Source organism: Christiangramia aquimixticola (assembly GCF_048285835.1).
Taxonomy (GTDB): Bacteria; Bacteroidota; Bacteroidia; order Flavobacteriales; family Flavobacteriaceae; genus Christiangramia; species Christiangramia aquimixticola.
In genome coordinates, this window is record NZ_JBLVTL010000002.1 from 636,208 (window position 1) to 647,819 (window position 11,612).

13 protein-coding genes are annotated in these 11,612 nt (G+C 38.6%); 10 read left to right on the top strand and 3 right to left on the bottom strand.

The window, feature by feature from the left end; all coding sequences use genetic code 11:
• Window positions 1–2: 2 nt before the first annotated feature.
• The gene (locus tag ACNKXV_RS06535) at window positions 3–1,328 is read right to left on the bottom strand and encodes a M16 family metallopeptidase (RefSeq protein WP_417906899.1); all 1,326 of its coding nucleotides are present in this window, start codon (window positions 1,326–1,328) and stop codon (window positions 3–5) included.
• A 165-nt stretch (window positions 1,329–1,493) separates the two neighbouring features.
• Between ACNKXV_RS06535 and ACNKXV_RS06540 the strand changes: the two genes are divergently transcribed.
• The 3 genes from ACNKXV_RS06540 (at window position 1,494) to rpmA (ending at window position 2,827) form a co-directional block, all read left to right on the top strand.
• Complete coding sequence (locus tag ACNKXV_RS06540; RefSeq protein WP_417906900.1) at window positions 1,494–1,958, top strand: DUF4199 domain-containing protein; 465 nt, start codon at window positions 1,494–1,496, stop codon at window positions 1,956–1,958.
• A 102-nt stretch (window positions 1,959–2,060) separates the two neighbouring features.
• Window positions 2,061–2,540 (top strand): 50S ribosomal protein L21, encoded by a 480-nt coding sequence (gene rplU, locus ACNKXV_RS06545; protein WP_417906901.1) that lies wholly within the window; start codon window positions 2,061–2,063, stop codon window positions 2,538–2,540.
• Window positions 2,541–2,566: 26 nt separating this feature from the next.
• On the top strand, window positions 2,567–2,827 hold the full coding sequence (rpmA, locus tag ACNKXV_RS06550) for a 50S ribosomal protein L27 (RefSeq protein ID WP_417906902.1): 261 nt from the start codon (window positions 2,567–2,569) through the stop codon (window positions 2,825–2,827).
• 203 nt (window positions 2,828–3,030) lie between these two features.
• On the opposite strand, the gene ACNKXV_RS06555 is transcribed toward rpmA, so the two are convergent.
• Window positions 3,031–4,254 (bottom strand): LVIVD repeat-containing protein, encoded by a 1,224-nt coding sequence (locus tag ACNKXV_RS06555; protein WP_417906903.1) that lies wholly within the window; start codon window positions 4,252–4,254, stop codon window positions 3,031–3,033.
• A 144-nt stretch (window positions 4,255–4,398) separates the two neighbouring features.
• Between ACNKXV_RS06555 and miaB the strand changes: the two genes are divergently transcribed.
• The 7 genes from miaB to groL all read left to right on the top strand — a co-directional run bounded on the left by miaB (window position 4,399) and on the right by groL (window position 11,074).
• A complete protein-coding gene (gene miaB, locus ACNKXV_RS06560) occupies window positions 4,399–5,844 on the top strand; it encodes a tRNA (N6-isopentenyl adenosine(37)-C2)-methylthiotransferase MiaB (protein WP_417906904.1) in 1,446 nt (481 codons plus the stop codon).
• A 52-nt stretch (window positions 5,845–5,896) separates the two neighbouring features.
• Window positions 5,897–7,162, top strand: a complete 1,266-nt coding sequence (locus ACNKXV_RS06565) for a sigma-54 interaction domain-containing protein (protein WP_417906905.1) — start codon at window positions 5,897–5,899, stop codon at window positions 7,160–7,162.
• A 6-nt stretch (window positions 7,163–7,168) separates the two neighbouring features.
• Window positions 7,169–7,675 carry an LptE family protein gene (locus ACNKXV_RS06570; RefSeq protein ID WP_417906906.1) on the top strand — a complete coding sequence of 169 codons (507 nt, stop codon included), beginning with the start codon at window positions 7,169–7,171 and terminating at the stop codon, window positions 7,673–7,675.
• Complete coding sequence (locus ACNKXV_RS06575; protein WP_417906907.1) at window positions 7,675–8,553, top strand: hypothetical protein; 879 nt, start codon at window positions 7,675–7,677, stop codon at window positions 8,551–8,553. The genes ACNKXV_RS06570 and ACNKXV_RS06575 overlap by 1 nt, the downstream gene beginning before the upstream one ends.
• Window positions 8,554–8,555: 2 nt before the next feature.
• Window positions 8,556–8,903, top strand: coding sequence for a preprotein translocase subunit SecG (secG, locus tag ACNKXV_RS06580; protein WP_417906908.1), 348 nt, complete (start codon window positions 8,556–8,558; stop codon window positions 8,901–8,903).
• Window positions 8,904–9,053: 150 nt separating this feature from the next.
• Complete coding sequence (locus tag ACNKXV_RS06585; protein ID WP_417906909.1) at window positions 9,054–9,329, top strand: co-chaperone GroES; 276 nt, start codon at window positions 9,054–9,056, stop codon at window positions 9,327–9,329.
• Between the two features lie 104 nt (window positions 9,330–9,433).
• Entirely contained in the window at window positions 9,434–11,074 is a 1,641-nt protein-coding gene (groL, locus tag ACNKXV_RS06590; RefSeq protein ID WP_417906910.1) for a chaperonin GroEL, read from the top strand.
• 70 nt (window positions 11,075–11,144) lie between these two features.
• Here groL and ACNKXV_RS06595 read toward each other — a convergent pair.
• Window positions 11,145–11,612: SRPBCC domain-containing protein (locus tag ACNKXV_RS06595; protein ID WP_417906911.1), on the bottom strand; the 468-nt coding region annotated here is incomplete at its 5' end.

Sequence of the window (11,612 nt, forward strand, 5' to 3'; positions counted from 1 at the left end):
AGTTATTCCTTGGCGCTTTCAGGAAGATAATCCAGTTCCAGTCGTTGGTTCTTTTGAAGATATTCATTGGCTACTCTCTTAATATCTTCTCTGCTGATATTTCTGTAGATCTCAATTTCTTCATTTAAAAGATTAGTGTCATCGTATAATACACTGTAAGTTGCCAGAGAAGCAGCGATACCCTGAATGCTGCTATTGGAATTTACAAAGCGGTTCTCAAATTTATTCTGAAGTTTCTGGTATTCTTTTTCAGTAATAAGTTCAGTTTGTAATTTTTTAATTTCTTCATCCATTGAAGTTCCAAGCTTGTCTAATGGTGTTTCTCCAAGTGCAAGTGCTCCCATGATGTAAGTCCCGTAGTCTTCCATAGATCTTGGAAAAGCAAGTACCTGTAGGGCAGTTTTTTCTTCATCTACCATTTTCTTGTACATTCTTGAACTTTTCCCATCGGTAAGGATAGAAGAGATCAAGTCCAAAATGTAAGCATCTTTCTCAACCATGGCCGGAGTGCGATACACGTATAATTTTGCAGGAATCTGGATGTTACTGTCATATTCTTTAGCCTTGATGGTCTCCGTAATAGGCTCTTCTTTAACTTTCACTCTTTCTACTTCAGGTCCCTTAGGAATACTGCTGAAGTAATCTTTGATCATTTTTTTAGTTTCATCAATATTGATGTCACCCGCTACAACCAAAGTGGCATTGTTAGGGCCATAATATTTTTTGAAGAAAGACTTGAATTCATCAAGTTCAGCCGCATCAAGATCCTCCATAGTTCCAATTACCGAATTCTTATATGGATGCTGGTTAAACACATATTTGTTGATCCCGGTAGCGTAGATGATCTTTCCATAAGGAGCGTTATCTATTCTGGAACGTTTCTCTTCTTTTACAACTTCATTCTGAGTTTTTACTCCAATCTCGTTGATTACAGGGTGAAGCATTCTTTCAGATTCCATCCAAAGTCCCAGTTCAAGGTTGTTGGATGGGAAGGTTTCATAGTAATATGTTCTGTCCTGGGTGGTATTTGCGTTATTGCTTCCTCCATTGGCTGCAACTATATCGAACCATTTTCCACGTTCAATATTCTCAGTCCCTTCGAACAACAGGTGTTCAAAAAAGTGGGCGAAACCAGATCTTCCTGGAGCTTCATCTTTTGAGCCTACATGATACATTACCCCTACGGTTACAACTGGCGCGGTTTTATCCTGGTGAAGGATAACATCCAGTCCATTATCAAGTTCGTACTCAGTAAATTCCACTTCCTGAGCGAATCCTGCGATTCCAATACAAGAAAAGCAGAAGAACAGTCTTAATTTATTAATCATTTTTATAAAAGTTTTGCGATTGTCCTATTAGTATCAAAGCGGAAAGAAAAGTTACATGAAAATAGGTTAAATACTGGATTTGTGGCATATGCGTCAAAATTAACACGCTATTAAGGCAAATACCGCTACATTTTTAAGAAATTTACTAGAGATAAACACAACATCATGGGTAATTTCAGCATCCCAATCAAATATGGAATCGCAATTGGAGCGGGTTTGATTGCTTATTTTTTAATTCTTTCACTTTTTGGCGCACATAAATATCCAATATATAGTCTTTTTAACGGTGTGATCATGGGGTACGGGATGTTTCAGGCAATTAAGCATTACCGCTTATCCAAAGGAAATAAATTTAAATACGAAAAGGGTTTTATAGCCAGTCTAACCACAGGTTTTAATGCTTCGATCATCTTTACAATATTCTTTGGTTTATATGCTACTGAATTTAATCCGGGTTTTATAGATGAGTTAATAACGGTTTGGATTGCAGATTATAATACGCATATTGGAATTGTGATTTTTATTGTGGCTATAATGGGTTTTGCAACCAGTTTGGTGTTAACCCTGGCTTATATGCAATTATTTAAGGATTCCTGGAATACTACTGAAGGAAAAAAACACCACCTATAGGAGTAAAAACCTTTGCTAATTAATTAATTAGGATTATATTTGCACCCGCTTTCGTAAAAACGTGAGCTGAATTTTAAGTATTTAAATAATTAATTTTAAGCTATGTACGCAATTGTAGAGATAGCAGGGCAGCAATTTAAAGTTGCAAAAGACCAGAAGGTTTTTGTTAACCGTTTAGCAGGAGAAGAAGGAGATAGTATTTCTTTCGATAAAGTTCTTATGACTGCAGATGGAGACAATGTTACCGTTGGCGCCCCGGCTATAGAAGGAGCTTTGGTTGGAGCAAAGATCAACCGTCACCTAAAAGGTGATAAAGTAATCGTTTTCAAGAAGAAAAGACGTAAAGGTTACCGTGTAAAGAATGGTCACAGACAAGCCTTAACTGAAATTCTTATTGAAGGAATCGACCTTAAAGGTGGAAAGAAATCAACTTCAGCTAAGAAAGAAGAGCCGAAGAAAGATTCAGATTCTAATGACCTTAGTCAAAAAACAGTTGTAGAACTGAGAGAAATGGCTAAAGAAAAAGGTGTTGAAGGTTATTCTTCAATGAAAAAGGCAGAATTAATTGCTGCATTAAGCTAAATTTAAACTACTAAAAACGAAATAAAATGGCACATAAAAAAGGAGTTGGTAGTTCCAAGAACGGTAGAGAGTCAGAATCGAAACGCTTAGGTGTGAAGATCTTTGGAGGACAAGCTGCTGTTGCGGGAAATATTATCGTAAGACAAAGAGGTACTGCACACCGTCCAGGTGAGAATGTATATGCAGGAAAAGATCATACTTTACATGCCAAGGTAGACGGTCTTGTGAAATTCACGAAGAAGAAAGATGATAAATCTTATGTTTCTATTGAGCCTTTTAAAGCTTAATTAAAACAGATCTTATATTAAGAGCCCTTTCTGGAAACGGAAAGGGTTTTTTTATGGGATTATTTTTGGCCGCAGGAGGGTTCAAGGTTTAATTGTCTTAGGGTTTGTGGGTGTCGAACAATATTGCTCTTGCGGTTAGCAGAAGTTGCTCCATAAAAAAAATCCCCGCAGAACGGGGATTCAAAAAACCAAACAGAAATGGATCAGTTCAAACTAAAACTGCTTATTAAGCTTATTTCATTTCCCTTATAAGAATACTGGCTAAGAGTATTATCTCCAACCATTAGTAATTTGTCTTCAAGGGGAATGACATCATAGGTGTTAATGTGAGTGAACTGATCTATTAAATTTAGACCGGGGGTGTCTTTTATATCAAATACTTTTAAACCGGCACTGCCATCACATACAAATAGCCAGTCGTCCTTAATGCCCAGGCCGTATGGATTAGTCATCTCATAGCTGTTGGCTATTTGTGGATTGGATTTATCTGAAATGTCAACTATGTCCAGCTGATTGAAATTCTGTTCACAGGTATTGCCTCCGCGAATGGTTACATAAGCATAGTTTCCTTTTACCACTACCGGGTCACATCCCAGCACATGTTGTAAAAATGAAACCTTTGCGGGTTGTGAAGGATCAACAAGGTCGTAGATGTACATACCCGTTGCGCTACCTATATATAGGTGATCTTCATAGTTAAAAATGGTTTCGGTGCGCCAACCCACGTAAGCCTCGGAGGTTTTAGAAGGATTATCGGGACTTGAAATATCAAAAGCATTTAAAAAAGCTTCGTCTATTACATAAAGATGATCACCTACAATGCTAAAAGCGGCCATGCTTCCTCCAGTTCCCCTGTTCCCTTCAGCGGTGGATACTGCATCCAACAAACGAGGATCTGAAGTTGTATGGTCGATTTTTCGTTTTTCGGTATAATAGCCAACAATTACCTGAGTTTGAGGATCAAAATTTTTAAAATCTACATAGTGTACTCCTGCCGGTGTTATGTAATAGTAATCAGGGAACACATCTTCAATTCTATTAATTTCGGTAATGTTCTCAATATCACTTATATCAAAAACTACCAGATCCATCCCTTGATTTGCATATAGTTTATTATTGCGAATAGCGATATCGGTATTTCCCGGGATGCTTAAAAATTTGATCTTAACAGGGTTTTTGGAGTAGGTGTTATCTATTATGTGAATTCCTTCAGACTTATCATTTATAAACACATAGTTTTCCCAGGCATAAATTTTCCCTGACTCTTTAATAAACCTTGGTTCCATGATCTTAACTGAAGATCTAAACTTTTCTACCGTTTGAGTTACGGGGATGGCCACTATAGAATACGGGCCGGTATCCTCTTCCTGTTCACAGGAAGTAAAAACTAACAAAAGCAGAACTGGCAGGAAAAGTAGTTTTTTCATTATTTTTTATGATCAGTCTTTAAGTAGATGTAAAAGTAAACGGAAGGTTGCGTAAATAATTTGAAAAAAAATTATGTCACTTTGTCAGAACTGACTTTAGTTCTATCTTTGCAACTCTTAAAACCGAAAGGTTATTATAGAATTATGGAGAAGATAATAGACGAAAAAAAGCAGGGAAATACTTTGGTAATGGAGCAAAAGGCTGAAAACAGCCGAAAGCTTTTCATAGAAAGTTATGGGTGCGCGATGAATTTTAGTGATTCAGAGATCGTGGCTTCCATTTTATCAAAGGAAGGTTTTAATACCACTCAAAACCTGGAAGAAGCAGATCTTGTTCTGGTAAATACCTGTTCAATTAGAGAAAAGGCTGAGCAAACGGTTAGAAAGCGTTTGCAGAAATATAATGCTGTCAAGAAAATAAATCCGGGAATGAAGGTGGGCGTTTTAGGCTGTATGGCTGAACGTCTAAAAAGTAAATTCCTGGAAGAAGAAAAAATCGTAGATCTGGTTGTTGGACCGGATGCCTATAAAGACCTTCCCAACCTTATCAATGAGGTGGAAGAAGGACGTGACGCCATCAATGTAATTTTGAGTAAAGAAGAAACTTACGGGGATATTTCTCCGGTAAGGCTTCAAACCAATGGGGTGTCGGCATTTGTATCCATCACCCGCGGGTGTGATAATATGTGTACTTTTTGCGTAGTGCCGTTTACCCGCGGTAGAGAACGAAGCCGTGATCCACAAAGTATTATAGAGGAGGTAAATGATCTTGCCGCAAAAGGATATAAAGAGATCACTTTGCTTGGGCAAAATGTAGATAGTTACCTGTGGTATGGTGGCGGAATGAAAAAAGATTTCAAAAACGCAACCGATATCCAAAAGGCGACTGCTACTAATTTTGCGCAACTTTTGAGGCTGGTGGCAGAAGCACAGCCAAAAATGAGAATTAGATTCTCCACCTCGAATCCTCAGGATATGACACTTGATGTAATTGAGGTGATGGCGAAATACAGGAATATATGTGATTATATTCATTTGCCGGTTCAAAGCGGTAGTGACCGAATCCTTAAAAAAATGAACAGGTTACATACCCGTGAGGAATATTTTAATTTGATAGATAATATCAAAAAAATGATCCCGGGATGTGGGATTTCCCATGATCTTATCACCGGCTTCCCTACAGAAACTGAAGAAGACCATCAGGATACCTTATCTCTTATGGAATACGTTCAATACGATTTTGGATATATGTTCGCGTATTCTGAAAGACCGGGAACTCTGGCTGAAAGAAAATTGGAAGATGATGTGCCGGAAGAGGTGAAAAAGAGAAGGCTTCAGGAAATTGTTGATCTTCAACAAAAGCATAGTAAGCTTAGAACTCAAAGATTCCTTGGGCAAACCGTAGAAGTGCTTATAGAAAAGGAATCTAAAAAATCTTCAGCTCACTGGAGTGGTAGAAATTCTCAAAATACCGTGGTAGTTTTCGATAAAGAGAATTATAAGGTAGGAGATTTTGTAAATGTAAAGATTAACGACTGTACCAGTGCCACTCTAATTGGAGAGGCTGTGGGATATAGTGATAACAACTAATTACAGGCTTTCAATCAAAGTTTAAAGCATTTTATATAATACAATATTATCAATGGAATCAGTTCAGGCTATAAAACAACGATTTGGTATCATAGGAGACGATCCTAAACTAAACCGTGCCGTAGAAAAGGCGATCCAGGTTGCCCCAACAGATATTTCTGTGCTGGTTACGGGAGAAAGTGGAGTGGGAAAAGAAAGTATTCCAAAAATCGTCCATGCACTCTCTCACAGAAAACACGGGAAATATATAGCGGTAAACTGCGGGGCTATTCCTGAAGGAACTATAGATAGTGAACTTTTTGGTCACGAGAAAGGAGCCTTTACCGGGGCTACTCAAACCCGAAGCGGTTATTTTGAAGTGGCCGATGGAGGAACGATTTTTCTTGATGAGGTTGGAGAACTGCCTTTGCCTACTCAGGTTCGCCTGCTAAGGGTTCTTGAAAATGGTGAATTTATTAAAGTTGGATCGTCCAAGGTGCAGAAGACAGATGTACGTATCGTGGCGGCGACCAATATTAATATGTTCGAATCTATAAAAAAGGAACGTTTTCGTGAAGACCTTTATTATCGACTAAGTACAGTGGAGATAAATCTTCCACCTTTAAGAGAGCGAAAAGATGATATCCATTTGTTGTTTAGAAAGTTTGCTTCAGATTTTGGGCTGAAGTATAAAATGCCCACCATCAAACTTGAAGATGAAGCTGTTGAGTTATTGCTCAAATATCGTTGGGGTGGAAATATCAGGCAATTGAGAAATATTGCAGAACAGATCTCCGTACTCGAGCAAAACAGAAGTATCAGCGCTTCAGATCTTCGGCATTATTTACCTGATGTTGGAAGCAACCTTCCTGCGGTGATAGCCGATAAAAAGAAAGAAAGCGATTTCAGTAATGAAAGAGAGATCCTCTACAAGGTTCTTTTCGATATGAAAAGTGATCTTAACGATCTTAAAAAGCTTACCCTTAAACTTATGCAGGAGGGAGACAGCAAGCAGGTGCAGGATGAGAATGAAGGTTTGATCCAGAAAATCTACGGGAATAGCGGTGATGATATAGACGAAGCCGATATTGATAATGAAGAACTGAACGTATTGCAAATTCCTCAGGAAAATTCTTCAGGTGCCCGTCAGGAAGAAAAAGATAAATATTATTTTGCTGAAGAAATTGAAGAGGAAGAAACCCTGTCTCTTCAGGATAAAGAACTGGAGCTAATCAAGAAATCCCTGGAAAGGCATGGCGGTAAACGTAAAGCTGCCGCTGAAGAATTGGGAATTAGCGAAAGAACACTTTATCGCAAGATCAAACAATATAACCTGTAATATTACATGAGAAAGTTTTTAATGATTTTCACCGTACTCGTAACAAGTTTAAGCTTGTATTCGTGTATGTCATATTCATTTACAGGAGCCGATACCGGAGAAGCCGAAACCTTTCAGGTAAATTTCTTTCAGAATAATGCCGATCTGGTTGAGCCGGGTATCGACAGAGCTTTTACCAACAGCCTGCAGGATCTTATTCAAAACCAGACCAGTTTAAGCCTGGTAAATAACAATGGGGATTTGATATTTGAAGGTGAGATCACTGAATATTATATCTCTCCAATGTCAGCCACTTCTGAAAATACCGCGGCGCAAAACAGGCTTACCATTGCTATTAATGTAAGGTATTTTAATACTCTGGAGCCGGAAAAGGATTTTGAGAGAAGATTTTCGTTTTATTTCGATTATCCGGCAACCACTCAATTAGTGGGTGCAAATCTGGAAACTGCGATTGATGAGATCTATAACCGGATCACTCAGGATATTTTTAATGCGGCACTTACCGATTGGTAATGGACAAAAAAGTACTCACATATTTACTTGATCATCCTGGTGAAATAACTCCGGAGCAAACTCGTGAGATCGAAAAGATTCTTATAAAATATCCATATTTTCAAGCGGCAAGAGCGGTTAGATTAAAAGGATTAAAGGAATATCAGGAGTTCAGCTATAATGATGCTTTAAAGAAGACTGCAGCTTATACAACAGACCGTAGCATTCTTTTTGACTTTATTACTTCCAGAGAATTCAATCAAAATCATATTGCAAAGCAAATCCGTGATCAGGAAGAGCGTTTAAAGCAAATGACTGTTTATGAGCCTGAAGAGGTTCACGGCAACCGAAGTATGGCTATTAACGAAGCCATTAAAATGCGGCAGTCTGAGTCAGATCGCGTTATGGATCCGGCTTTATTTGAGCCTGTGATCCAAAAGCAGAAGGTGGAGCCCGAAGCTGAAGAAGTTCAGGAAACTCAGGGTGCAGATCTGGGCATTGGAAAACCACTGGATTTCGATAAAAAAGAATCGCATTCGTTCTCAGAATGGTTAAAGCTTACCAAAGCTCAACCGGTGGAAAGGGAAACCGAAAATGAGGAAACCGAAACAGATGAGTCGCGATTAAGAAAATTTGAACTTATAGAAGAGTTTATTTCCAAAAATCCTAAGATCAAACCTGGGGGAACAGCTTCCAAAACAAATTTGGCAGATGCTTCTGCCGCCGCTCCGGAATCCCTTATGACGGAGACTTTAGCCAAGGTTTATCTGGAACAGAAAAACTATAAAAAAGCCATTCAGGCATATAAAATATTAATTTTGAAAAATCCCGAAAAAAGTGGTTTCTTTGCAGACCAAATTCGGGCAATCGAGAATTTACAAGACACTAATAACGCATAAGAATGAGTACATTCACTATTTTTTTAGCATTAATAATTATCGTAGCATTTTTGCTGGTAGTTGTAATTATGGTTCAAAACCCTAAGGGTGGCGGACTTTCTTCATCTTTTGGTGGAGGTGGACAGCAAATGGGAGGGGTTAAGAAAACCACAGATTTTCTTGACAAATCTACCTGGACGCTTGCGACTTTATTATTAGCACTTATCCTGCTTTCTAATGTAGCTATTATGGATTCACCGGCAGAAGCTGGAACTCAGATTTTTGAAAGCGATGAACCTGTAAATACTGAAATTCCTGCAACTCAATCTCCGGCACAACAGCCTGCAACGAATACTGACAACGGGCAGTAATTCAGTTATAAAATATTTAATTCGAATGCCAGCTTATGACAAGCTGGCATTTTTTTTTGGTTAATGGCAGAAATAATGTAGTGGCATAATTTTAGAAATATCCCTCACACATTAGAAAAATTAATTAACCTAATAATAAAATTTTTAAAAATGGGACTAAACATTAAACCGCTTTCAGACAGGGTTGTTATTGAGCCTGTTGCTGCAGAAAACAAAACTGCATCTGGTATTATCATTCCTGAAACTGCTAAAGAAAAACCTCAAAAAGGTAAAGTAGTGGCAGTTGGAGGAGGGACCAATGACCATACAATGACTGTAAAGGAAGGTGATATGGTACTTTATGGAAAGTATGCCGGTACCGAGCTTAAGTTAGAAGGTACAGATTACCTTATTATGCGGGAAGATGATATACTTGCAATAGTATAATTAACCCCTCTTTGAATATCCGGCGCCCGCCGGACAAAATTCACAATTAACTTATTAAATAAATAGTTCGGATTGATTTTCGAAAATTTTAAAATTTATAAAAAATGGCAAAAGATATAAAATTTGACATCCAGGCCCGTAACGGGATCAAGCGCGGTGTAGATGCATTGGCTAATGCTGTAAAAGTTACTTTAGGACCTAAAGGTCGTAACGTGATCATCAGTAAATCTTTCGGTGCTCCAACAGTTACTAAAGATGGTGTAACTGTAGCAAAAGAGATCGAACTGGAAGATGCTCTTGAGAATATGGGAGCTCAGATGGTTAAAGAAGTAGCTTCTAAAACCAACGATCTTGCCGGTGATGGTACTACCACTGCTACTGTTCTTGCTCAGGCTATCGTAAAAGAAGGTCTTAAGAACGTTGCTGCTGGTGCAAACCCAATGGATCTTAAAAGAGGTATCGACAAGGCTGTTGAATCTTTAACTGAAGATCTTGCTAAGCAAACTAAAGAAGTAGGTGATTCTTCAGAAAAGATCAAGCAGGTAGCTTCTATTTCTGCTAACAACGACGATGTAATTGGTGATCTTATCGCTCAGGCATTTGGAAAAGTTGGGAAAGAAGGAGTTATCACTGTAGAAGAAGCAAAAGGAACTGAAACTTATGTTGATGTTGTAGAAGGTATGCAGTTTGACAGAGGTTACCTTTCTCCTTACTTCGTAACTAACAGTGAGAAAATGACTGCAGATCTTGACGATCCATATATCCTTCTTTTTGACAAGAAGATCTCTTCTATGAAAGATTTGCTTCCTGTTCTTGAGCCGGTAGCTCAGTCTGGAAAACCATTATTGATCATTGCTGAAGATGTTGATGGAGAAGCTCTTGCTACTCTTGTTGTAAACAAACTTCGTGGATCACTTAAGATCGCTGCAGTAAAAGCTCCAGGATTTGGTGACCGTAGAAAAGCAATGCTTGAAGATATCGCAATCCTTACAGGTGGTACTGTAATTTCTGAAGAAAGAGGATTTACTTTAGAGAACGCTACTATCGATATGTTAGGTACTGCTGAAAAAGTAGCTATCGACAAGGATAATACTACTATTGTTAACGGTTCAGGAAACAACGAAGATATCCAGAACAGAGTTAACCAGATCAAAGCTCAGATCGAATCTACAACTTCAGATTACGATAAGGAAAAACTTCAGGAGCGTCTTGCTAAATTAGCAGGAGGTGTAGCTGTACTTTATGTAGGTGCTGCTTCAGAAGTTGAAATGAAAGAGAAGAAAGACCGTGTAGATGATGCACTTCACGCAACCAGAGCGGCTGTAGAAGAAGGTATTGTTGCCGGTGGTGGTGTTGCCCTAGTTAGAGCTCAGGCCGTACTAAGCAATATCAAAACTGAAAATGCGGATGAAGCTACAGGTGTACAAATCGTTTCTAAGGCTATCGAAGCTCCGCTTAGAACAATCGTTCAGAATGCCGGAGGTGAAGGATCTGTTGTAATCAACAAAGTACTTGAAGGAAAAGGTGATTATGGATACGATGCTAAAACAGATACTTATGTAGATATGCTTAAAGCAGGTATCATCGATCCTAAGAAAGTAACCAGAGTTGCACTTGAAAATGCTGCTTCTGTTGCCGGAATGATCCTTACTACAGAATGTGCCCTTATCGAAATTCCGGAAGATAACGCCGGTGGTGGTGGAATGCCACAAGGTATGGGAGGCGGAATGCCAGGAATGATGTAGTAGATACTACAAACTATTATAAAAAACCCGCTTCTTTAAGGAAGCGGGTTTTTGTTTTTAAGAAGTGTAGTTACATTTCTCCTTTCATAAAATCGAAACCTCCTTTTCGTAAATTGATGTCATATTCCAGGTAGGCTTTCATGCAGGCAAGGAAATTTGCCCATCCACCGGAATTACGACCATACCATTCCAGGCCTTCTTTATCGTTTTCCATTTTCCCTTCCGTAATTTTGACTAAAGTGGCGTTGTTACCCACTGATTCCAGTTTGATTTCCACTTTTAAGGTCTTTCCGGGATTTCCTTCCCACTTAAATTCTACTAACTCATCTTTTTTGATACGTGTTAACTCCACCGGAAATCTCATGTCAAATTCGGGAAACTTCCAGGTGAGGGTTTCACCTTCTTCCATTCTGCCACTGCTTTCAGAAATAAAATAGTTCGACATTTTATCTGGGTCTACTATGGCTTCAAAAACCACATCTTTAGGTTTTCCTATTTGGAGAGCAGAATGGATTTCAAGTTCTTTCATGGCTGGTTC